We start from the raw sequence: 21189 nt of genomic DNA, 5'->3' as shown, positions 1-21189 counted from the left end.
AGGTATGAATTAAAATAAGATTATTGAAACAATAATACAATTGCAGCTGCTACAAGGAAAAGAACAAGCCAGCCTAAGGTAAGTAAAAGTAAAAAAATCGCCTCTTTTTTCAAGCCACTAAGATACAAATAAATTGGTTTGCCCAAAATCAAAAGCCCGACAACGGTTGCTGATATAATAAAAAGCAGCAACATAAAAACAGGAATAAATAAGTTGGGCTCAGGAATGTCTCCAAAAATTGACTTTGTGCTGGTTATTAACCACGCCACAGCTGAAACATAAATCAAAACGCCAAATCCACTTATTAAACTTTCTTTAATATAATCTGTTTTTTTCATAAAAATTGTGTAGATACAAATTAATATTTTAATTTTTGGTGGACCTAGGCAGAATCGAACTGCCGTTTCCTCATTGCAAATGAGGTGTTCTACCATTAAACTATAGGCCCTTATTTTGTTGGCACGCCCAAAAGCCCCAAAAATCCATTCAATAGCTCAGTCCACAGACCACTAATCACAAAAAATCCCAGAAAAATTATGGCGATACCGAGTAACTTGTAATATAATCGCGTACCGCCTTCAAATCCCAGGTGTTTTTCCGCCCATTCAACCGGACCCATGTTACGATAAATCCAGTCGGCCTTCCAGGTGGCAAGCGCTCCGATAATAACCAAAATAATTCCTAAAAATACTCTAAGCATAATTTAAAACAATAATTAATTTATAAGTGGGCGCAGATGGGTTCTAATAGAGGCCCCCACTTTATATTGGTCGCTACAATTAAAATAATTTATAAAGTTGCGACCTATATATCGGTAGATAACATTATTTTATTCTCTAAGTGGGCGCAGATGGGTTCGAACCATCGACCCCCACTTTATAAGAGTGGTGCTCTACCACTGAGCTATGCGCCCACTTAGAGAATAATAGGAATCTACCGCTATAAGAGTGGTGCTCTACCACTGAGCTACACGCGCACTCAAGACACTAAATATTGAAAATTTATTGATATAAGAGTCGTGCTCTACCCTAATTCGAGTTTTAAAAAAACTCGAACGGGCCGTCCAGTTCTTAGAGAATTGGATTAGGCCGCTGAGCTATGCACGCCTATTAATAAAATTGTCGATATAAGAGCTCTACCACTGAGCGTAGTAATGGCGAGCAGGCCCGCCTGCCAACGCCGCCCCATCGAGTTAAGAATTAAAAAATATTCTTTCTTCAATTCTTATTTAAAATTAACTCCTGGATAGGCAATAGGCGGGTAGGTCTTTATTAAAACTATTTTAACAAAAAAAGACAGAAAGTCAATTCTGTGTTCTTGGTAATGACAGAGGGCGGAGCCAAAACGGCTCCGCCCCAGGACTTACTCCATGAGGAGTTGAATCAGTGCTCCGCAGTGGGGACAAGGCCGACCAGGTATTAGATTGTTGTGGCCGGGACGACGCAATACCGCGCCCTGTCGAAGAGGCCGCAAAAGTCTCAGCTCTGCCTCCATGGCAGAACAACATGGTTTTGAACGTCTCGAGTCTATACTTAGACGTCCCTTGTCCGGAGGTACTACCACGGAAATACTGCAGTCTCTTTTCGCGCCTATATGACACCTCCATGGGTTGTTTATATTTAAAATTATAAAACGTTAAATATAGTTGTCAATAAAAAAAACAACCCGCAAACTGCGGGTTATTTTTTAGCTATATAATAGATAATTTTTACAAAATATTTTTCAAATTTTTTAACATATCTTCGCTCATTTTTGCTAAATCATATTCATGGCGCCAACCCCAATCACGGCGCGCATAAGAATCGTCAATGCTCTTGGGCCAGGAGTCGGCAATGGTTTGCCGGTGGTCAGGACTGCACTCACAACAAAAATCAGGTAAATATTTTTTTATTTCTTTGATTAAATCTTTAACTGAGAAACTGATGGCCGATAAATTATAACTGGTACGCACGGTTAATTTTTCGCTGGGCGCCTCCATTAATTCTAAGGTGGCGCGGACTGCATCGGGCATATACATCATCGGCAGCACCGTATCTTGTCTGACAAAACAAGTATAGCTTTTTGTTTTAAGGGCTTCATAAAAAATCGCCACTGCATAATCGGTCGTACCGCCGCCAGGCTGCGTTTTATAACTAATTAGCCCTGGATAGCGCACGCTACGCACGTCAAGTTGGTATTTTTTAAAATAATATTGACAGAGCAATTCACCGGCCAATTTAGTTAGACCATACATGGTATTTGGATCCATAGCTGTATATTGAGGGGTTTTTTCTTTGGGTGTGTTTGGACCAAAGGCGGCGATAGAACTGGGGAAAAAGACACGCTCAATTTTATTGGCCACGGCCACGTCAAGAACATTTTTTAAACCAAGTATATTTACTTGCCAGGCTAATTCCGGATTTTTTTCACCAACTGCTGATAAAATGGCCGCCAAATGATAAATGACGTTTATTTGGTATTTTTGAATAACATTTTTTAGACTTTCTCGACTGCTGACGTCGACAAATTCATAAGGACCTCTTTTAAGTTCTTCGGCTGGTAATGTTTTATTAATACCGGCTATCACGTTTTGATCGCCATATTTCTTTCGCAAGGCCAGAGTCAACTCCGAACCAAGCTGTCCGGTTGAACCAATAACCAAAATTTTCATAAATTATTAAATAAGTTTATCGATCAAAAATATTAGCAACCCCAAAACTGCGGTCACGCCGGAAATCAACCAAAAACGCATAACAATCTTTGGTTCTGGCCAACCCTTAGCTTCTAAATGATGGTGAATAGGCGCGGATAAAAATATTTTTTTCTTACGAATTTTTTTAGAAAGAAGTTGAATAATCACAGATATTGACTCTACTACAAACAATAAACCAATAATCGGTAAAAGGGCGAAATAATTAGTAAACATAGCTAAAACTCCCAGAGTGATACCTAATGACATGACGCCTGTGTCGCCCATAAAAAATCTGGCCGGGAAAATATTAAACCACAAAAAGGCAACGAGCGATCCAATGATCACGGCACAAAAAGTGGCCAGATCATATTTACCCTGAACAAAAGCAATAGCTCCATAAGCAGCAAAAGCGGTCAACAATGTTCCACCGGCTAAGCCGTCTAAGCCATCAATCTCATTAACCGAAAAAGCGGTCGAGACAACGATAAAAATAAAGAGCGGGATAAACCACCAACCGATAGTAAAGTTTCCCACAAAAGGAATATAGATAGTATACCAATCAAGTTTGAAGAAAAACCACCAAGCGCCCACTGCAGCAATGGCCGTATATATAAGTAAGCGGTGTTTCATTTTCAACCCGCCACCACGCGGGCCCATTTTTTTTACATTAAATAGGTCGTCAATAAAACCAACGACAGCTGAGGCAATCAAAACGCCCAAAAGCAATAACGTCTGTCCTCGATCGAGAAAATTAAGCTGCTTAAAAAAATCTAAATTAGTAAACTTGGCTAAATAAAAAAACACCACAGCCAAAACTGCGGTCGTTACCCAAATCAACATTCCCCCCATAGTCGGCGTACCGGTCTTGGCCTGATGCATTTTAGAAAAAATAGGAGCGGTTTTTTCGTCACGGATTTGCTTGCCCAATTTATGCTTATATAAAAATTTTGTTAAAAGCGGAGTCCACAGAATAGTGACGACAAAGGCCAGGGTGCTAAGAAAAAAAACCTTAATAAGATTAAATAGCATAAATTCTAAAGATTAGTTATTAAAATGAGCGCCAATAAAAATATCAATTGAGTTGCTATTTGCGTAATTAAAAGCAGCCGTAAAATAAAACGGTCTTCTTTTTGATAAAATTTATAAATTAAAAGGCCATTAAAAATAAAAATCAAAATTGCATAAAACGGTAAAGCAAAAAGCTTCGTCCAGTGGCCAATCGCGCCAACACCATTTAAAATATTATAACGTAGAGGGACTAATTGGCCCGAATGCCTCATTTGAAAATAAAGATAGGGCCAATTAATGACGTTAATTATTAAGGCAATTAAAAGCGGCGTTGTGGCGTTTCTGTCGTGCCAAAACTTTTGCTGTCTCAGTTTTTTTACAACTGCTTCTAGGCTCATACTAATTCAATTTTTTTAATTTCCGGCAATTTTTCTTTTAAACTCGCTTCAACTAAATTTTTAAAGGTCATTTGTGCCATCGGACATGTAGCACAACCGCCAACAAATCTGACTTGAGCCGTTTTTCCTTTCTCCAACCATTCAACCAATTCGATGTCGCCACCATGCGAATGAAGCATCGGACGAATTTCTTCTAAAACTTCTTCAATGGCAATTTTTATGTTTTTGGTCATAACCATAATAATTATTTAACTCCCTCGCCTGGAAATTTTGATTGGTTTTTTCAGGTAGACCATTCATAAACCGATTTTATAGATTAACCTATCGGGGATTTAACTAATTAAAAAGTAATAAAAGCCAATCGCGGGTCTGATTAAAATTTCCAAGAGAGGGATTGACTAGTTAAGCTAAACATATTATAATGCAAAAATTATACTTGACAAGTTTATAATAATTTTCTATTATATTGATTGCTTCAATTAACCTACTAATTTAAGACTTATATATGTCACACAAGAAAGCAGGCGGCTCTACATCGCTCGGTCGGGATTCACACGGTCAACGGCTGGGAGTAAAAATTCAAGACGGCCAGAAAATCAAGGCCGGCATGATTATAATTCGCCAACGCGGCACCAAATTTAGACCAGGTAAAAACGTTCGCCGCGGAGTAGACGATACTTTATACGCTGCTACGGCCGGCGTGGTTAAATTTAATACCAAAAAACTGATTCGTTTCAACGGCGCTTTGCGCAAGGCCAAGATCGTCAGCGTAGCTGCGGTAAAAACAAAATAAGAGCTTTATAAAATATGCAAAAAGACGTTTTGAAACGTCTTTTTGTTTTAATTGACAAATCACGTTTAAAATGCCGAAGGGGAGACTCGAACTCCCAAGGGATTTCTCCCACATGGTCCTAAGCCATGCGCGTATACCAGTTCCGCCACTTCGGCATTTTTATAATGTATTATTTTGTACTCTTTGTTTGTAAATCGTTAAAACGGCGATCGTGCCATTACCCAATAAACCATTTACCAGCGGGAAGACCAAGGCAATCCAATCAGCCCTTGGATTAGTGGCTACGGTAATAGCCGAAAGCAAATAAGCCACGCAAGCCACAACCCAAGCCACATAACCCTCTTTAGCCCTACCTCTGGCTAAACCCGAGATGGTGGGAATATATGAAATGACGTAAATCGCCTGCAAAAATAAATTGGCCATTCTGTCGTTAGCTGTAAATCGCCAAAAAATCCCTATAAGTACTGCTAAAATAAAAGTTATTATTTCTATTTTTGAAATCCTAGAAAACCTTCCTCGAAATAATGAGTAAATAAAAGTTATTAAAGAAAAAGTGGCTGCGGTTAAAACCACCAATCCCTGCCGCCAATCGTTAGCAACTAAAGAAAAGTAAGTAAACGAATTAATAATGCCGATTAAAACCCAAATTGCCCAGGTAGAAGGATTCGGAGTGGAGCTCCCTTTTACGGCTTGCCTAAAATATAGTCCGTAAGCTATGACGGCAACAATTCCGGCAATTAAACCGAAAAAATCAGAAATATTCATAACTGAATTATACTAAATAGAGAAAAAAATAAAAGGCTTCGCCGTTTGTTGCCAGCGTTCGCTTGGAAAATAAAAATAAATTTTTCTTTGTCTCTCGCTCACTTGGCGATAAAAGAAAAATTTTTTTATTAATGGTGCCGCGGGAGGGACTCGAACCCTCAAGATCTTACGATCATTGGATTTTAAGTCCAACGCGTATACCAGTTCCGCCACCGCGGCAAATATATGGAGCGGGTGATGGGATTCGCACCCACGGCCTTCTCCTTGGCAAGGAGACGTTCTACTGCTGAACTACACCCGCATCTTGAATATAATTATTATATTTAAAATGGAAAATTTGTCAATAATTTTCCACAAAAATCTTTTAAAAAATATATTTTTATTAATCTTGACAAAGCCCGAAAATCTGCTAAAATTCAAATCAGTTCTAAAAGAAATCCGTATAATTCGAAGGTCGTCCCTTTAACCACAAGGAGGCAAAATGGATGACAAAAAGAGGTTCTCGTCAGTCGGATTCGTGCTGTTGAGCATTTTCCTGCTCTGCGCGCTCTACTCCGGCATCAAGTGGCAACCGATCCTGGGCAAATTCGGCATGATGCCGAACGGCCCGACCGGACTGTCACTGATCCTGTTCGGCGGCCTGTTTCATCTGGCGGGACTCGGCTACACCGTGTTCAAGGCCAAAGACACGCCGGCCAGCATCCTGATCGGCATGTTCTGCGCTTTCTGGTTCTACCTGGGCCTGGGCCTCATGCTCTACCCATCATCCGAGCTCACCGCTTCGCTCATCTGGATCGAACCGGCCATGATCGTCGCCATCTTCTTCGTCGCCGTCCGTTTCTACCTGGGCGAAAAGAAGGCTCTCGGACTGATCCTGACCGTCGGCCTATGCGTGATCATCCTGATGCTCTGGCTGTCCAAGCTCACAGATACCATTGGCAAAATAGAGAACGCCACAGCCGTCTTCGACTGGATAGCTAGGGTCTACCTGCCCGTCCTGGGTGTCTGGGCGCTGGTTCTCGGTCTCAGGCAAACCGAGAAAGCAGAAGTCTCCTAGTCCACTTCGTCAATCAAGCCCACCCTTCGGGGTGGGCTCTTCTTTTTTTGTATTTTTATGTTATACTATTACTACTTAAATTTTGTTTCATAATTTATGAATCGTATTTGGACAAAAGACGCAGTTAATAAAGTCGGCGAAAAGGTTTTGCTTAAGGGCTGGGTTAATACTCGCCGCAATATGGGCAAAATCGTTTTTATTGATTTGAGAGATCGCAGCAGTTTAGCGCAAGTAGTTTTCGTCCCGCAAGAACTTGATGAACAATCAAATGAGGCAGTTAAAAAAATTCGTCCGGAATTTGTCGTTGAAATCGAAGGTATAGTTAATGCCCGACCAAAGAATCAAATTAATCAAGAAATGTTGACTGGCTCAATAGAAATTTTAGCAAAAAAATTAACCATTTTATCCGAAGCCAAAACTCCGCCATTTACCATTGATAATGAAATTATCGCCGCCAATGAAGAGCTGCGATTAAAATATCGTTATTTAGATCTGCGTCACGAAAGAGTAAAAAATAATTTAATTTTACGCAGTCAAGTTTGCCAATTTTTCCGCGACTACTTAAATCGGGAGGGTTTTTTGGAAGTTGAAACGCCGATTTTAACCAAGGGCACGCCAGAGGGTGCACGCGAATTTGCCGTGCCATCACGTTTATATCCGGGAAAATTTTACGTCTTGCCCCAATCGCCGCAACAATTTAAACAACTACTAATGGTCGGCGGTATCGAGCGTTATTTTCAGTTGGCCCGCTGTTTTCGCGATGAAGATGCGCGCGGTGATCGCCAACCAGAGTTCACACAACTAGACCTAGAGATGTCGTTTGTTAACCAGGAAGACGTGCTAGCCTTAAATGAACGAATGTTCATTGAATTAATCAAAACTGTCGCGCCGAAAAAAATCGTCACAACCGTTCCGTTTCCTCGCATTTCATATCAGGAAGCCATAGAAAAATATGGAAACGATAAGCCCGACTTGAGAAAGGACAAAACAAACCCCGATGAATTAGCTTTTTGCTGGATCGTAGATTTTCCTATGTTTGAACCAGTAGAGGGCGGAGACCTTCAGGCTACACATCATCCATTTTGTATGCCAAATCCAGAGGATGTTTCATTGCTCGATACTGATCCCTTACGTGTTCGAGCGGCATCCTATGATTTAGTGTTAAATGGATATGAACTGTCTAGTGGATCTATCCGTATTCATCAGCGTGAACTACAGCAAAAGATTTTTGAACTCTTAGGTTTATCTAAAGAATTAATCCAGGCTCGATTCGGCCATATGTTGGAGGCGTTTGAATATGGGACTCCTCCACATGGAGGCATGGCGCCGGGTATTGACCGTCTTGTTATGATTTTGGCCAACGAACCCAATATCCGTGAAGTTATTCCATTTCCTAAAACTACTGACGCCAAGGACCTGATGATGGAAGCGCCGAGCGAGATGACCGAAGAACAACTCAAAGAAATAAACATTTGTTTAAGAAATAAAAAATAGTATGCCAGTTGGTAGAAATTTGACATTGCTTGAATTCAATCTTGATAAATATTTATCCTAAAAATATTTAATTCACTATTATTTTAGCGCTTTAAATATATCGCAATAAAAGAGGGTCAAACTTCACCCCCTGGCTATGCCGGGTAGATTCTAAGTTCTATTTTCTATTCATAGTATGCAGTCACTTAAATACGGTTGGCAAAATTTTAGAAGAAATTTTTGGCTGTCTGGCGCGGTCATTATTATTTTAATTCTTTTATTTTTTTCTTTTTCTTTTTTGATTTCACTTAATATTTTGGTCAAAGAAACGGTTAGCTCGATTCGCGCCAAAGCCGACCTAAGCCTTTATCTTTACCCGCAAGTAACAGAGATCAACTTAAACGCCCTGAAAACGGATTTGGAAAATTTTTCGCAAGTCGAAAGCGTCGCAGTTATTAGTCCACAACAGGCCTTAGAGCAATTTAAACAGCGCCACCAAAACAATCCTGACGTCATTAAATCTTTGGAAGAAATAAACCAGAATCCTTTTGGGCCGACATTTTTGGTGAAAATAAAATCTGATGCTGATGTTAATCCTGTTTTACAATTGGTGACCAGTGCGCGCTATGAAGACGTGATTCAAGAAAAAGATTTTGGTAATTATCAACAATTGATTAATAAAATCGATTTTCTTGGTCGAAAAATAAAATTTTTGGGTTTTATTTTAAGCGCCTTATTTTTCGCCATTGTTATTTTAATGATTTTCAACGCCATCCGTTTGAGCGTCTACGGGCGACTGGAAGAAATAAGAATGATGCGATTGGTTGGCGCCACTGGCTGGTCAATCCAAGGTCCATTTTTAGTGGAAATTTTAATTAGTATTTTTATCGCCCTAATTATCAGCGGCTCATTATTTTTGCTAATAGTCTTAAAGCTTCAACCGCAACTATCGACATTCTTAGGCATGTCCACGACCCTATTTTCATATCTAGTAAATCACGCCTTGTATGTTTTTGGCGGGCCGCTTATTTTCACCATTCTAACCTGCTGGCTGGCGGCTAGCGCGGCGATGAAAAAATATCTTAATCTTTAATTTATGGCCGTTGGTCAAGCGCAAACAGAAAACTTAGGCACATTATTAAAACAGGCCCGGCTTGGCCTTGGCTGGCGCCTAGATGAAGTGGCCAAAAAAACAAAAATTGCCGAAAAATATCTTTCAGCCCTAGAAAATTCTGACTACTTTGAGCTGCCCAGCCCGACCTATGCCAGAGGATTTTTAGAACACTATGCAGAATTTTTAGGCCTTAACGCTCAGGAGTTGATGCCTCTGTTTCGTAGAGAAAATTATTTTTCTGAGATTAAACAGCGCGTCATAAAAAACTCCCGCGCGCAAAAAGGACTGCCGTTTTTCGGACCACTGCAAAAAAAATCAAATTTTAATCCAATTAAACAGCCAGCCGAACTACACCTGCCTAGGGCCAAAAAAATTTCCAATACTAATTTACAAAAAATTGGCGGTGCAGTTTTGGCTTTGGGGTTAGTTGTTTATTTTACCACGGTCATCGCCCAACCATTTTTACCGCCCCGCCTTAAAGTTACTGAACCCAATAATAATATTGAAATTGGCCAGAAAAATATTATTATTAAGGGTGTGACCGAGAAAGACGCGATTGTAAAAATTAACAATCAATCAATAACCAAGCTTGAGAATAACACCTTTGAAGAGGAATTAATGCTTGTGCCGGGCATAAATATGATTAAGATTTCGGCTAAGAAAAAAAATAGTCCTGAGTCTGTGGTTTGGCGCCAAATTTTTGTTAAAGAATAATTCAAATTTTAAATAGTAAAAAATAATTTATGGCAAAAAAAGATGAAATAAAAGACATTAATGATGACCGAGCCAAAGCAGCTCAAGCAGCTATTGACCAAATCAAAACAAAATTTGGCGACGGCTCGATTATGAGGCTTGGTGAAGCCAAAAGAATGGACATTGATGCCGTTTCTACCGGCTGCTTGTCTCTTGATTTAGCCTTGGGCGTAGGCGGCATACCGCGTGGCAGAATTATTGAAGTATTTGGTCCAGAAATGAGCGGCAAAACAACGCTAGCCCTACATATGGTCGCTGAAGTACAAAAAATTGGCGGCGTAGCCGCTTTCGTCGATGCCGAACATGCGCTTGATCCTGATTATGCGCAAAAAATAGGCGTAAAAATTAATGACCTTTTAATCTCTCAGCCCGACACTGGCGAACAAGCGCTCGAGATCGTCGAAACACTAGTTCGTTCAAACGGCGTCGATGTTATTGTAATTGACTCGGTTGCAGCTTTGACTCCGCGAGTGGAAATTGAAGGAGAAATGGGCGATCAATTTATCGGCCTACAGGCCCGGCTCATGAGCCAGGCATTAAGAAAACTAACAGGCATAGTCAGTAAAAGTAAAACCACTGTTATTTTTATTAACCAGATCCGCCAAAAAATCGGCGTCTTCTTTGGCAATCCGGAAACGACTCCAGGCGGTACGGCTTTAAAATTTTATTCTTCCTGTCGCATTGAAGTTCGCCGCGCTCAACAAATTAAAAAAGGCGACGAAACTGTTGGCAATCAAGTTAAGGTTAAAATTGTTAAAAATAAAGTAGCTCCGCCATTTAAAACCTGCGAGTTTGATATTATGTATAATGAAGGCATTTCTCTGGCCGGCGACGTACTTGATACGGCGACCAATCGTAAAATTATTAAAAAGTCCGGCAACACTTATCTCTATGGCGAAGTTAAGCTCGGCGTCGGTCGAGAAAACGCGCGCGACTTTTTAAAACAAAATCCGAAAATTATCAAAGATATTAAAAACGCGGTTTGGGACAAGGTTCGCGCCGCTGGGAAAGAAGATCAAAAAATATTGTAAGTCGAAATGTCCTTTATGACATTAAGAAAAAGACGGACATTAATTCCGTCTTTTTCTTTAAAAGCAATGGCCCGCCGAGCGGGTCATTGCTGAACCGACAGGGCGGGCGGAGTTTGCATCACGAGAAGGTGATGAAATATCGGGCCGGCAAGCACAAAGATCACGCCGTGAGGATCTCGTCCGTTGGCCACTTCAGGGGAATCCACGTGTTTAGTGAACTCTGACTTACAGAAGCTACAGACGATTGCCTCTTTGTGTTTTTTGTCGCGCTGGCTTGGCGTCAACTCGGCGCAAACCGGACAACGGAAAGATCCGTCATCAGTAAAAACCAGTGAGCCGAAGACCGTGCCAGGCCGGATGCCAGAATGTAGATATTGCGATTCTTCGCCGCAACTCCGACATCTGACCCGGTCGCCAGCACAAAGTTCATGCCGCACGATGATTTTGGTCCGGCAAAACGGACAACAAAACCGATAATACGGCCTACTGGCCATAATCAGCCGGCGTCGCTCTCGTCGCCACCTCTTCTCCGATTGTTCCCGGGAAGGAACTCGAGTTAAGACCCTCGGTTGACCCCGAACAAACCCGTATCTATGGCTCTCTAACCAAAGCAGGGTTTCAGCGCGTTGGGCTGGGCTCAGCTCAACATCCCAGAAAAGATCAGCTCTTAGCGAAAGAAAGTAGACGCCCCTCTCCGCTGTGGTCATCTGTGAAGCCCGACAAACAAACTGTCGAAAAGTCATTGGTTCCTCCATTTAGACTTAGGTATATTTTAGATATTTTTTGCTTTTTGTCAATCACCACGCCAAAATTTTGGCGTGGTGATCAATAATAAAAATAGATAGCAAATTGCCCTTATCGTCTTTTTTTACTTTTATTTTTTAAAAACAAAAATTTCTCTTAGCACGTGCTGATCTTGACGCGAATAAATAATTGATTGCCGGTCGCTTAAGCGAATGGCTTGATTGTTTTTAAATTTTTCTGGCACCGGATTAATAATTCTCCAGCCCTGTTCTTTGAGCGCTTCTAAGATCGGCAAAAAATGCAAATGTCCGCCTATTTTATAGGCCGGAAAAATCATCACAATACAACCATCTTTTTTCAAAATTTTATCGAATTGTTTAAAGGCCAGAAGATATAAATGGCTCAACTCCACGATAACTTTTGAAATCTCATGGCCTATTCGCGCCTTATCAATCGGACCAAGGTACGGCTCAGTTACAATAGCTGCCACTGAATTAGCAGATAAGGTTTTGGCTAAGGTGCGAACGTCGGAAGCAAAAACATTAACCGTTCCTTTGTCTATTTTAAGATTTAATTGCTCAACCAACCATTTAATATTTTTATTAGTTCGTTCAATGGCCTGATCGTCTATATCGCTGCCGATTAAATTATGATAGCCCATTTTTATCGCTTCTTGCAAAACGGTTCCGGCGCCGCAAAACGGATCTAAAATAAAGTCATCTTTTTTAGCTTGAGTTAAATTAATCATCATCTTGGCTAATTTTGGCGGCAACATACCCTGTTTCATTGAACGAGCGGGTCGGCCAAAATCATAAAATCCGTATTCGGCAAATTCTTGGCAGCTTAAAGTTCTGGCTAAATATATTTTCTGGCTGCCGACTAAAAAACAAAATTCGGCGCCCTGTGTCAATAGTTTATTTTTTTGCACAATAACCGATGATAGGACCCTTTCCCGAGAACTAACCCAGCGAGCCGGTATTTTTTTTGTCTGTAGCTCTTTCTTGACTTGCATAGCTAATTTTTTGAGCTGCCCATTAATTAGCTCTGGATTAATCTTTTTGTCCAATAAATAAAGGCTGAAACCAAAAAACACCTTTTTTGAACTAGCGCCGATTTTAATTAATTCATCGCTGATTTTAGCAACAACGGCTTCGTTTATCCCGAGATCAATCTCTGAGATAATTTCGCCTATTTTTATCGTCCCGCCCAACTGATTTTGCAACTCTTTTGCATTAATCTTTTTGTGCCAATCAGCAATCATCACCTCTGGCGATAACTCAATTAAGTTAAAATCTCCGCTCAACACTTTGGCGATTTCAATGCTTGACAAAGTTGGATTATGGCCTAGAATAAAGCAATACATAACAATTATTGTACTCTTCTTTTAATAAATTTCAAGATTGCCCTAATTGGTCTTGACTTTTTATTAAGATTTTATTAGAATTTAAACCTGAAGTGAGTCGTTTAACATTTTAACCATAATTAAGATACCCCGCCTTGGCGGGGTGCACAAAATTATGGAAAAAATTTACGAACCGTATTCTTAATTTTTTAATAATTTTGGCATGAAAAAATACGAAATTTTATACATCATTCCTTCGCCGTTTACCGAAACCGACGCGCCGGAAATCCAAAAAAACGTCGCTAAAATCCTTGAAGAACAAGGAGCAAAAATAATTAGCGAAGAAAACCTTGATAATAAAAAATTGGCTTATCCAATCAAAACAATTAAGCGCGGTTTTTATGTCTTGGTTAATTTTGAGGCCGAGGGCGAGACTATCAAAAAAATCGAAGAAAAATTAAAATTAACTCCTGAGGTTTTGCGTTTTCAAATCACCGATTTTGTAGAATATAAAAAGCCCGCGCCAACCCACAAAAGAAAACCTTCCGCCAAAAAACCTGCCGACACAGAAACGACAAGCATTGACGAAGAACCAAAAGAAGAACCCAAAGAAGAAAAACAAGAATTTAAGAGTATTGATGATAAAATTGATGAATTATTAGAAATCTAATAATTAAAATTATTTCTATGGATCTTAATAAAGCTTTAATCATCGGCCGTTTAACCAAAGCGCCGGAAATTCGCACTACGCCCAGCGGACAAAATGTTGCTTCTTTTGGTATGGCGACCAATCGTTTTTGGACCGATCGTAATGGCCAAAAACAAAAATCAGCCGAATTCCATAATATCGTTGTCTGGGGCCGTTTAGCTGAAATCGCTCAAAAATTTTTAACCAAGGGCAGCCTAGCTTATATTGAAGGCCGTATTCAAACTCGCAACTGGCAAGACCCACAAGGAGTAAAGCATTATCGCACAGAAATAGTTGCCGAACGCTTACAGATCGGGCCAAAGGCTAGCGGCGCTAGCGCCAATCAAGCAGAATCAGAAGAAAGTTTTGAGCCAGTTGAGGCAACCCCGAATCAAGGATCTTCTCTAGAAGAAGAAATCAGTCCGGATGAAATTCCTTTTTAAATTAATTAAATAAAAAATATGAACATGAATAATAGTCAAGAACAAAAGCACTGTTATTTTTGCTTGAATCACGTTAATCAAATCGACTACAAAGACGTTGATCTTTTAAGGCGTTTTCTTTCTTCTTATCACAAAATTTTACCTCGACGTAAAAGAGGCACCTGTGCCAAACACCAAAGAAAATTGGCCACGGCTATTAAAAGAGCAAGAATTATGGGGCTTTTACCATTTATAAAAAAATAGAATTAAACAATGGATATTAATGAATTAAAAAGGGTTGGTTCAATAATTGAATTAGAGGGCCAACCATATATCGTCTTAGAGTCACAACACGCGCGCACTGCTCAGCGCCGTGCTTTTGTGCGTACTAAATTAAAAAATCTGATTTCTGGCGTCACCATGGAAAAAACCTTTAATGCTGGCGATCAGGTTAAAGAGGCCGACGTAGAGCGAGCTAAAGCCAACTATCTCTATCAAGACGACCATAATGTCTACTTAATGAACATGACAACCTATGAACAGTTGGGATTAAATAAAAGTATTTTGGCCGGCAAAGAAAAATATCTAAAAGATGGTCAAGAAGTAATAATTGTCCTTTTTAACCAAAATCCGATTAATATTGAATTGCCGAAAAAGGTTGAGCTTAAGGTTGTTGACGCTCCGCCCGGAGTGCGCGGCGACTCAGCCACCAATATTATGAAACAAATAACACTAGAAACCGGATTAAAAGTTAACGCCCCGCTCTTTATTAAAGAAAATGATGTGCTAAGAATCAACACAGAAACCGGAGAATACGTTGAAAGAGTCTAAAGTTCGGTTCTGGCCGAATTTTTAGTTTAAATTTATAAATATAAATTTAATGGCTATGAACTTAAGTCTTCAGCAAATTTTTCAACAAGCAGTAAATCAAAAAGCGTCCGATGTTCATTTATTGGCAAATTGTCCGCCTGTTTTTCGTGTCGATGGAGTTTTGCAGCGAATAAATGGGCCAATCTTGACCAATCAAGACATTATTAATTTAGTCGCTCCGATTATCGACAAAAAACAAAAAATAGAAATTTTTAATAATAAAGAGTTAGACTTATCTTTTAAGCTCGATGACTGCGCCCGTTTCCGTATTAACCTTTATTGGGAGAAAAACAATCTAGCCCTGGCTGCGCGCATTATTTGGCCGCACGTTCCAGATATGGATGAAATTGATATGCCGCCCATTACTAAAGAATTAACCAAACTGCACAATGGCTTAATTATTGTCACTGGCCCAACTGGTTGCGGTAAATCCACAACCATGGCCGCTATGATTAATTACATTAATCAAAACAGGATTTGCAATATTATCACCCTAGAAGATCCAATTGAATTTGTTTTTACACCAGACAAAAGTATTGTTTCGCAGCGCGAACTCGGTAAAGACATGCTCTCTTTTGCTGACGGCTTAAAACGCATCGTTCGTCAAGATCCAAATGTAATTATGGTTGGCGAAATGAGAGATCTGGAAACTATTTCTCTGGCGCTTACCCTGGCCGAAACCGGGCACCTAATCCTCGCCACCCTTCACACACCAAACGCCCCCCAGACTATTGATCGTGTTATTGACGTCTTCCCGCCACACCAACAAACGCAAATTCGTTTGCAATTAGCCTTGGCTTTACGAGCCGTTATTGCTCAACACTTATTGGCCAAACAAGACGGTGGGCGAATCGCGGCAAGAGAAATTTTAATCAACAATACAGCTGTTAGTAATTTAATTCGTGAAAATAAAGTTAATCAGTTAAAGTCAGTACTACAAACCGGCGGACAAGAAGGTATGATCAGTATTGAACAATCTCTTAACCAACTTTTAAAACAAGGACTTATCACTCGTGAGGTGGCCTTAGCTCATACTTTATATCCGGAATTAATTATTAAATAAAGTAAACCACCGCTAAAACCTAGGCCCTCATGGTGAAATGGATATCACATCAGCCTTCGAAGCTGAGATTAGAGGTTCGAATCCTCTTGAGGGCATATAAGTCTTCAGTCCGCCAGCGAACGGATAAATCGAGGCGGGGTAAATTATTTTAAAAGACCAATGCGCGCGTGTAGCTCAGTTGGTAGAGCTGCTCCCTCTTAAGGAGAAGGTCGGGGGTTCGAATCCTCCCACGCGCACCAGAATGCCACTAAGGGGCATTTTATTGTTTTATAAAAACTTCTTGACAAAATCTTAAAAATTGATTTAAATAAAAATATGAAAAAAATAATCATATTAGGAGCTAGCGATGGTCTCGGTAAAGCAATCGCCGATTTGTGTGTAAAAAAAGAGGTAGAGGTAATTAATATAAGCAGAACGCCTTGTAATATATCTGGTGTTATTAATATCGCCTGTGATTTATCTAAAGAAGAAAATATTAACGATGCCGTTAATATAATAAAAGAAAAATATGATGATTTTAGCGCAATAATAAACTGTGCCGCAATTGTGGGTAGAGAAAAGATAAACGAAATTACATATCTTAAATTCGAAAGGGCATTTAAAATAAACACGATTGCACCACTCTATTTCATATCTTCTCTATTTGATAATATTGTAAAAAACGAAGCAGATATATTGAATATAGGCACAACGGCAGACCTTAAGGCCGGATTTAATGATCAACTAGCATATACGTCTACTAAATATGGACTAAGGGGTGGCTCATATAATATCGGCCTAGAGCTAGTAAACACAAAAAGTAGAATGATATATATTCACTGTGGCGGTATGAATACACAGATGCACGAAAAAGACTATAGAAAAAAAATAGAAGACCCATCGGAGTGGATGGACCCAAACGATGTGGCTAATATAGTTTTATATTTACTAAAATTACCAAAACAGATAGAAATAACAGACATAACCATTAACCGCAAAAAAAGAAGATTGGCATAAAAGCTGAAAATAGCAGTTCTTACCTTGAACTACTCAGTACCAAAAATGCCCCTTAGGGGTATTTTTATTTTAACTTGACAAAGTCGGCTAAAAATGGTTAATTATATTTATAACTCGGAATTCCATTGAAGACTAAGTCTGTTTAGAAAGGAGGTGTTATGAGTGTGGCCCCAATAGAAGCGGCGGGCCATCATAACCACGACGGAACAGCGCAAAAACTGCTAGTGGCCAGAAGGCTTGAAGCAGCGCGAGTAGAGAGAGAAGCCATCGCTTTGGACGCCGCTGAACGGCGAATGTATGGCGAAGCGGCCATGGGACTTATCGTTAGCCCCAGGACTGACAGGCCGATTGAAGTCTGGCACAGCTGGCTCAGAGATACTGCCTGGAACCTATTAACCAGCAACCAGATTCTCGCCTGTTGCCAGCGCTTGGGCATTAGTCCGAGCGCTATAATGCACAATGGGCACGACCCCAAAAAGACTACGCCAGCCCAAGAAGATGATGCAACCAACCCAAAGCCAACGGCTACCGCCGCTGATCCGCCTGACCCACAAACAGTAACAGTGAAGGCGGCCAACACAAGGCCGAACACAAGAGCAAAGACCACCAAGGCAAGAAGGGTATCAATCGAAAGGAAGGGCTCTATGCCCCGTAAACCGCAAGAAGGAGAGGCGAAATCAAAGAAGGCGCTTCTCCGAAACGTCGAAGAGGCCAAGACAGAAAAAGGGATCACTCTCCTGGTAATAGGTAGGGCGATATCTCCCGATGCCGCCCGGCCTCAGTCAGCCTGGGTCAGCTTCAAGAAGTCGGGCACCCTGCCGTCAATAGAGACCATTCAGCGCATGGCCTCAGCACTCGGCGTCGTTACAGATTCGTTACTGGTGGATGTTGACCAAAGCCTCCTACCAGAGAAAGAATGGCGCAGTAATGGTGGAGGGCGGGGTCATCTTGCCGGCGTTTCGACTAAGAATCGCGGAGGCAAGAGAGGAGCATCGTCGGTCCAGGCACGAAGAGAGACAGCGCGCGCTGCAGAAGTGCACGTAGCCGAAACAGAAGGCCCGGCCGTGCGCCAGCTCGTCATCGCCGATCTACGCGAAGAACTGGAACAGGTCGGTAATCCGGGCACGCTAAGCGAAGAGGCCGTTGAGTGTATCGCGAAGCTGGCCCTGGCGTTGCGCAAGGATCGACAGGGAGGATAACAAACAAGAAGTCCATGGAGGAACTACGCGGGAGAAGGCGCTCGTCGCCGACTCCCGTTTTATTTTAGCTTCAACGTCCCCAGGCCTGCCGACAGACCTGGGGACTAAATAGAGCTAAAATACCCCCCCCCGAACAGTCTGCGCCTGAAGGGTTACTTTTTGCATATTCCCAATTTACTATAAATATTTTTAAACAAAAAATTATTCGCCCAACAATAAAATCCCTTATTTTTAATAAATAAGGGATTTTATTTTCAGTACTGAAGATTTGGCTTTAATTTTTATTTTAAAGCATCTTTAAAGCCCTTTCCAGCCTTGAATTTTGGAACCTTAGTGGCTTTAATCTGAATGCTTTCTCCAGTCTTTGGATTTCGACCAGTTCGAGCAGCGCGAGTCTTGGCTATAAAAGTACCAAAACCAGCGATAGCGACTTCGTCGCCTTTCTTTAAGGTGCCGATGACCATATCAACGAAAGCGTCAATCCAACGACCGACTTCGGCCTTGGAGTCGGCGCCCACCTTGCCGGCTAACTGTTCGATTAATTCAGCTTTATTCATAGTATTACCTCTTAATCCTTTTTAAGGATTAAATAAAAATGGGACGACCTTTGTTTTGCCTAAAATGGTTTTAGCCACCGGCAAAATAAAAAAATTAATAATGATTATTTTTTAATAGGCATAACCAAATACAAATAGTCCTTTTCGGTTGGTGAGGTTATAACTGCCGCCGAATTGTCATTAACAATATTTAAACTCACTTCATCGCCGCCAATATTTAAAAGTCCATCCAATAAATATCGATAATTAAAAATAATCTCATTGTCTTCGCCTTTTATTTCTGCCTTTAAGTCAATCTGGCTTTCGCCCACCTGACTATTTAAAGAAGAAACAATGGTTTTGTCGCCGCTAGCCTGGAATTTTAAATTAATGTCATTTAAACCAATTTTAGTGAATAGACTAACAGCCTTAACCGCCCTTAAAAGAGCTTCTTTCTCCATTAGGGCGCGAGTGGCAAAAGTTTGAGGAATAATTTGCCGATAGTCGGGATATTCGCCATTTATAATACGCGAAATTATTTCTGTAGCTTCATAGATGAATAAAACTTGATTTTCGGCAAAATAAATTTCAATTACTCCTTTTTCTTCGACGATCCGACTTAATTCTTGAATTGTTCGCGCCGGAACAATTAGGCTGTGCGATTCTTTAATATTAGATTCGATAACCTTAAAACTTTTCTCTGCTAAACGATAACTATCGGTGCCGACTAGGGTTAAAATGTCGTTTTCTGGGTTAAAGGAAAATAAAACACCACTAATTTCAGCGCGCGTTTCGTTTGGCGAAACGGTAAAAGCAACCTTATCTAGAGCTTGCTTTAAATCTAGGGCGTTAACTTTGAAAAAATTTTTATGATCTACTTGAGGAATAATTGGAAATTCTTCGGCCACCGTGCCCTTTATTTTAGTTACGCTATTTTTTGACTTCAAGCTAACTTCATTGCTTTCTAAAAGCTCGATATCTATCGGACCCTTATCTAATAAATTAACAAAGTTGGCAAAAATTTGGCAAGGAATGGTTATTTTCGCCTCCCTTTCTACTTTAGCCCTAATTTGAGTACTAATCGCTATTTCTAAATTGGTCGTGCTTAATTTCAAAACTCCTTTTTCGGCTTCAATTAAAACGTTATTTAAAATTGGCAAAGTCGCCTTTGTGCTTGTTAAACGACTAAGTTGAGATAAAATTTTATTTAAGTTTTCTTGCAGAACTGTTAATTTCATAAAACTTCTTAGAAAATTTTCACTGTTGTATTATAATCTATTTATATATTATAAATTAGTAATAATAATAAGTAGGTGGAAATATGGAAAAGATAGGTATATTATAGCAAAATCAAGGATTTTAGGAAGTTTTTTGCTCACTCTTTTTCCCCAAATAAAACAGGATCCAAGACGTGTTTTGCCAAGAGAAAAACAAAGCTTCCAAAAAAACAAAAATAATCCCAATTAAAAATAATATAATGCCTAAAACCAGTGGAAAACTCATATTAAATTTTAACAAAGAAGTTAGGGCGACCAAAATAACAAACGGAGCAGCTGTGGTTGATGATAAAACAAACAAGATTAAGCCAAAAACAAAACCAATTAAACCCCAAACAACAACCAAAATAAGAACTGTTAACCAGCTTTTAAATAAAAATTTCCAAGACTTTTTAAGGCTGGCCATAAAAGGATCGTCGGTTAGAACTAAATTAATCACAGCAAAGCGAGCAAGAAAATAAACAATTAAAGAAATAGGTATAAATAAAATTAAATTAATAAAAAAATAAAGAACAGGCCAAATTAAATGATTAGAATAAACGAGGCTAACCAAAGAAACTCTAATAACAGCAAAAACCACGTAAACAATAATTAAAGCGGCAAAATTAATCAAAAAAGAAGGCAGGAAATAGTGGCCAATTCGTTTCATGATTTCTTTAAAATTAGGCCTAGCGCCGCTAGTCTGCTGTTTAGCGCCCAAAATTAATCCAACCTGCGACCAGACCACCAGAAATAGTAAAATCAAAAAGAAAATAATAATTAACAAAAGGCCCCACCAACGAAGCGGGGTTGATGAAAAATTAAAGCCAGTGATTTGGGTTAAAACAGAGTTATTATTAAAGCTATTGGAAAAATTTTGAAAATTATTGACAACAAAACTAATTTCATTGCCGGTTAAAATCGTACTAAAAAAGCCAAAAATCCACAAAATAGGATTTTGCCAAACAATTTGCCAGGAGGTTTTAATAAGAGATTTTAACATAAACTAA

General features: G+C 39.9%; 24 protein-coding genes and 7 tRNA genes. 15 read left to right on the top strand and 16 right to left on the bottom strand.

From position 1 onward, the window contains the following. Window positions 1–20: 20 nt before the first annotated feature. The 8 genes from PHV78_01125 to PHV78_01090 all read right to left on the bottom strand — a co-directional run bounded on the left by PHV78_01125 (window position 21) and on the right by PHV78_01090 (window position 4316). Entirely contained in the window at window positions 21–338 is a 318-nt protein-coding gene (locus PHV78_01125; protein ID MDD5395843.1) for a hypothetical protein, read from the bottom strand. Window positions 339–374: 36 nt separating this feature from the next. Continuing rightward, a tRNA-Ala gene (locus PHV78_01120) sits at window positions 375–448 on the bottom strand. Continuing rightward, window positions 449–700: a hypothetical protein gene (locus tag PHV78_01115; GenBank protein ID MDD5395842.1), complete on the bottom strand. Its 252-nt coding sequence runs from the start codon at window positions 698–700 to the stop codon at window positions 449–451. Between the two features lie 141 nt (window positions 701–841). Continuing rightward, window positions 842–913: transfer RNA gene (locus PHV78_01110), tRNA-Ile, on the bottom strand. Between the two features lie 795 nt (window positions 914–1708). Continuing rightward, complete coding sequence (locus tag PHV78_01105; protein ID MDD5395841.1) at window positions 1709–2650, bottom strand: NAD-dependent epimerase/dehydratase family protein; 942 nt, start codon at window positions 2648–2650, stop codon at window positions 1709–1711. A 6-nt stretch (window positions 2651–2656) separates the two neighbouring features. Further along, a complete protein-coding gene (mraY, locus tag PHV78_01100; protein ID MDD5395840.1) occupies window positions 2657–3700 on the bottom strand; it encodes a phospho-N-acetylmuramoyl-pentapeptide-transferase in 1044 nt (347 codons plus the stop codon). 5 nt (window positions 3701–3705) lie between these two features. After that, window positions 3706–4077: a hypothetical protein gene (locus PHV78_01095; protein MDD5395839.1), complete on the bottom strand. Its 372-nt coding sequence runs from the start codon at window positions 4075–4077 to the stop codon at window positions 3706–3708. Then, window positions 4074–4316, bottom strand: coding sequence for a NifU family protein (locus PHV78_01090; protein MDD5395838.1), 243 nt, complete (start codon window positions 4314–4316; stop codon window positions 4074–4076). Before PHV78_01090 ends, PHV78_01095 begins: the two co-directional genes overlap by 4 nt. A gap of 266 nt (window positions 4317–4582) precedes the next feature. On the opposite strand from PHV78_01090, the gene rpmA reads away from it, so the two are divergent. Further along, window positions 4583–4870 (top strand): 50S ribosomal protein L27, encoded by a 288-nt coding sequence (gene rpmA / locus PHV78_01085; GenBank protein ID MDD5395837.1) that lies wholly within the window; start codon window positions 4583–4585, stop codon window positions 4868–4870. A gap of 71 nt (window positions 4871–4941) precedes the next feature. Here the strand turns inward: rpmA and PHV78_01080 are convergent. From PHV78_01080 to PHV78_01065, 4 genes are all read right to left on the bottom strand, one after another. Further along, a tRNA-Leu gene (locus tag PHV78_01080) sits at window positions 4942–5025 on the bottom strand. A 4-nt stretch (window positions 5026–5029) separates the two neighbouring features. Further along, window positions 5030–5635, bottom strand: a complete 606-nt coding sequence (locus PHV78_01075; protein ID MDD5395836.1) for a hypothetical protein — start codon at window positions 5633–5635, stop codon at window positions 5030–5032. 132 nt (window positions 5636–5767) lie between these two features. Then, window positions 5768–5854 (bottom strand) — tRNA-Leu (locus tag PHV78_01070). A 7-nt stretch (window positions 5855–5861) separates the two neighbouring features. Continuing rightward, window positions 5862–5936 (bottom strand) — tRNA-Gly (locus tag PHV78_01065). A gap of 180 nt (window positions 5937–6116) precedes the next feature. On the opposite strand from PHV78_01065, the gene PHV78_01060 reads away from it, so the two are divergent. The 5 genes from PHV78_01060 to recA all read left to right on the top strand — a co-directional run bounded on the left by PHV78_01060 (window position 6117) and on the right by recA (window position 11063). Then, complete coding sequence (locus PHV78_01060; protein MDD5395835.1) at window positions 6117–6692, top strand: hypothetical protein; 576 nt, start codon at window positions 6117–6119, stop codon at window positions 6690–6692. A gap of 96 nt (window positions 6693–6788) precedes the next feature. Beyond that, the gene (aspS, locus tag PHV78_01055) at window positions 6789–8186 is read left to right on the top strand and encodes an aspartate--tRNA ligase (protein ID MDD5395834.1); all 1398 of its coding nucleotides are present in this window, start codon (window positions 6789–6791) and stop codon (window positions 8184–8186) included. Between the two features lie 175 nt (window positions 8187–8361). Continuing rightward, window positions 8362–9258 carry a permease-like cell division protein FtsX gene (locus PHV78_01050; GenBank protein MDD5395833.1) on the top strand — a complete coding sequence of 299 codons (897 nt, stop codon included), beginning with the start codon at window positions 8362–8364 and terminating at the stop codon, window positions 9256–9258. A gap of 3 nt (window positions 9259–9261) precedes the next feature. Further along, the gene (locus PHV78_01045; protein ID MDD5395832.1) at window positions 9262–9993 is read left to right on the top strand and encodes a helix-turn-helix domain-containing protein; all 732 of its coding nucleotides are present in this window, start codon (window positions 9262–9264) and stop codon (window positions 9991–9993) included. Window positions 9994–10040: 47 nt separating this feature from the next. Then, entirely contained in the window at window positions 10041–11063 is a 1023-nt protein-coding gene (gene recA / locus PHV78_01040; GenBank protein ID MDD5395831.1) for a recombinase RecA, read from the top strand. A gap of 874 nt (window positions 11064–11937) precedes the next feature. Here recA and PHV78_01035 read toward each other — a convergent pair. Next, window positions 11938–13170 (bottom strand): DNA methyltransferase, encoded by a 1233-nt coding sequence (locus PHV78_01035; protein ID MDD5395830.1) that lies wholly within the window; start codon window positions 13168–13170, stop codon window positions 11938–11940. Between the two features lie 202 nt (window positions 13171–13372). Here PHV78_01035 and rpsF point away from each other — a divergent pair, with 202 nt between their 5' ends. The 9 genes from rpsF (at window position 13373) to PHV78_00990 (ending at window position 18387) form a co-directional block, all read left to right on the top strand. After that, the gene (rpsF, locus tag PHV78_01030; GenBank protein ID MDD5395829.1) at window positions 13373–13819 is read left to right on the top strand and encodes a 30S ribosomal protein S6; all 447 of its coding nucleotides are present in this window, start codon (window positions 13373–13375) and stop codon (window positions 13817–13819) included. Window positions 13820–13836: 17 nt separating this feature from the next. Then, window positions 13837–14280, top strand: a complete 444-nt coding sequence (locus PHV78_01025) for a single-stranded DNA-binding protein (protein MDD5395828.1) — start codon at window positions 13837–13839, stop codon at window positions 14278–14280. A gap of 18 nt (window positions 14281–14298) precedes the next feature. Continuing rightward, on the top strand, window positions 14299–14523 hold the full coding sequence (gene rpsR, locus PHV78_01020; GenBank protein ID MDD5395827.1) for a 30S ribosomal protein S18: 225 nt from the start codon (window positions 14299–14301) through the stop codon (window positions 14521–14523). A gap of 9 nt (window positions 14524–14532) precedes the next feature. Next, a complete protein-coding gene (efp, locus tag PHV78_01015; GenBank protein MDD5395826.1) occupies window positions 14533–15090 on the top strand; it encodes an elongation factor P in 558 nt (185 codons plus the stop codon). 55 nt (window positions 15091–15145) lie between these two features. After that, window positions 15146–16192, top strand: a complete 1047-nt coding sequence (locus PHV78_01010; GenBank protein MDD5395825.1) for a type IV pilus twitching motility protein PilT — start codon at window positions 15146–15148, stop codon at window positions 16190–16192. Window positions 16193–16215: 23 nt separating this feature from the next. Further along, a tRNA-Arg gene (locus tag PHV78_01005) sits at window positions 16216–16287 on the top strand. Between the two features lie 68 nt (window positions 16288–16355). Beyond that, window positions 16356–16431: transfer RNA gene (locus tag PHV78_01000), tRNA-Lys, on the top strand. Window positions 16432–16507: 76 nt separating this feature from the next. Beyond that, window positions 16508–17188, top strand: coding sequence for an SDR family NAD(P)-dependent oxidoreductase (locus PHV78_00995; GenBank protein ID MDD5395824.1), 681 nt, complete (start codon window positions 16508–16510; stop codon window positions 17186–17188). A 158-nt stretch (window positions 17189–17346) separates the two neighbouring features. Continuing rightward, on the top strand, window positions 17347–18387 hold the full coding sequence (locus tag PHV78_00990) for a hypothetical protein (GenBank protein ID MDD5395823.1): 1041 nt from the start codon (window positions 17347–17349) through the stop codon (window positions 18385–18387). Window positions 18388–18668: 281 nt separating this feature from the next. Here the strand turns inward: PHV78_00990 and PHV78_00985 are convergent, their stop codons facing one another. The 3 genes from PHV78_00985 to PHV78_00975 all read right to left on the bottom strand — a co-directional run bounded on the left by PHV78_00985 (window position 18669) and on the right by PHV78_00975 (window position 21182). Then, window positions 18669–18944 carry an HU family DNA-binding protein gene (locus PHV78_00985; GenBank protein MDD5395822.1) on the bottom strand — a complete coding sequence of 92 codons (276 nt, stop codon included), beginning with the start codon at window positions 18942–18944 and terminating at the stop codon, window positions 18669–18671. A 104-nt stretch (window positions 18945–19048) separates the two neighbouring features. Further along, window positions 19049–20161, bottom strand: coding sequence for a DNA polymerase III subunit beta (gene dnaN, locus PHV78_00980; GenBank protein MDD5395821.1), 1113 nt, complete (start codon window positions 20159–20161; stop codon window positions 19049–19051). A 121-nt stretch (window positions 20162–20282) separates the two neighbouring features. Then, complete coding sequence (locus PHV78_00975; GenBank protein ID MDD5395820.1) at window positions 20283–21182, bottom strand: hypothetical protein; 900 nt, start codon at window positions 21180–21182, stop codon at window positions 20283–20285. Window positions 21183–21189: the final 7 nt, after the last annotated feature.

This window comes from Patescibacteria group bacterium (assembly GCA_028715115.1).
Lineage (GTDB): Bacteria > Patescibacteriota > Patescibacteriia > UBA2591 > UBA4787 > JAQUSN01.
The sequence above is the reverse complement of the archived record's forward strand: the minus strand, read 5'-3'. Positions and strand labels throughout refer to the sequence as shown.

Bases quoted from the DNA above. Each gene is read 5' to 3' on its own strand.
- PHV78_01125 (MDD5395843.1), bottom strand. From the start codon at position 338: ATGAAAAAAACAGATTATATTAAAGAAAGTTTAATAAGTGGATTTGGC.
- PHV78_01115 (MDD5395842.1), bottom strand. From the start codon at position 700: ATGCTTAGAGTATTTTTAGGAATTATTTTGGTTATTATCGGAGCGCTT.
- PHV78_01105 (MDD5395841.1), bottom strand. From the start codon at position 2,650: ATGAAAATTTTGGTTATTGGTTCAACCGGACAGCTTGGTTCGGAGTTG.
- mraY (MDD5395840.1), bottom strand. From the start codon at position 3,700: ATGCTATTTAATCTTATTAAGGTTTTTTTTCTTAGCACCCTGGCCTTT.
- PHV78_01095 (MDD5395839.1), bottom strand. From the start codon at position 4,077: ATGAGCCTAGAAGCAGTTGTAAAAAAACTGAGACAGCAAAAGTTTTGG.
- PHV78_01090 (MDD5395838.1), bottom strand. From the start codon at position 4,316: ATGGTTATGACCAAAAACATAAAAATTGCCATTGAAGAAGTTTTAGAA.
- rpmA (MDD5395837.1), top strand. From the start codon at position 4,583: ATGTCACACAAGAAAGCAGGCGGCTCTACATCGCTCGGTCGGGATTCA.
- PHV78_01075 (MDD5395836.1), bottom strand. From the start codon at position 5,635: ATGAATATTTCTGATTTTTTCGGTTTAATTGCCGGAATTGTTGCCGTC.
- PHV78_01060 (MDD5395835.1), top strand. From the start codon at position 6,117: ATGGATGACAAAAAGAGGTTCTCGTCAGTCGGATTCGTGCTGTTGAGC.
- aspS (MDD5395834.1), top strand. From the start codon at position 6,789: ATGAATCGTATTTGGACAAAAGACGCAGTTAATAAAGTCGGCGAAAAG.
- PHV78_01050 (MDD5395833.1), top strand. From the start codon at position 8,362: ATGCAGTCACTTAAATACGGTTGGCAAAATTTTAGAAGAAATTTTTGG.
- PHV78_01045 (MDD5395832.1), top strand. From the start codon at position 9,262: ATGGCCGTTGGTCAAGCGCAAACAGAAAACTTAGGCACATTATTAAAA.
- PHV78_01035 (MDD5395830.1), bottom strand. From the start codon at position 13,170: ATGTATTGCTTTATTCTAGGCCATAATCCAACTTTGTCAAGCATTGAA.
- rpsF (MDD5395829.1), top strand. From the start codon at position 13,373: ATGAAAAAATACGAAATTTTATACATCATTCCTTCGCCGTTTACCGAA.
- PHV78_01025 (MDD5395828.1), top strand. From the start codon at position 13,837: ATGGATCTTAATAAAGCTTTAATCATCGGCCGTTTAACCAAAGCGCCG.
- rpsR (MDD5395827.1), top strand. From the start codon at position 14,299: ATGAACATGAATAATAGTCAAGAACAAAAGCACTGTTATTTTTGCTTG.
- efp (MDD5395826.1), top strand. From the start codon at position 14,533: ATGGATATTAATGAATTAAAAAGGGTTGGTTCAATAATTGAATTAGAG.
- PHV78_01010 (MDD5395825.1), top strand. From the start codon at position 15,146: ATGAACTTAAGTCTTCAGCAAATTTTTCAACAAGCAGTAAATCAAAAA.
- PHV78_00995 (MDD5395824.1), top strand. From the start codon at position 16,508: ATGAAAAAAATAATCATATTAGGAGCTAGCGATGGTCTCGGTAAAGCA.
- PHV78_00990 (MDD5395823.1), top strand. From the start codon at position 17,347: ATGAGTGTGGCCCCAATAGAAGCGGCGGGCCATCATAACCACGACGGA.
- PHV78_00985 (MDD5395822.1), bottom strand. From the start codon at position 18,944: ATGAATAAAGCTGAATTAATCGAACAGTTAGCCGGCAAGGTGGGCGCC.
- dnaN (MDD5395821.1), bottom strand. From the start codon at position 20,161: ATGAAATTAACAGTTCTGCAAGAAAACTTAAATAAAATTTTATCTCAA.
- PHV78_00975 (MDD5395820.1), bottom strand. From the start codon at position 21,182: ATGTTAAAATCTCTTATTAAAACCTCCTGGCAAATTGTTTGGCAAAAT.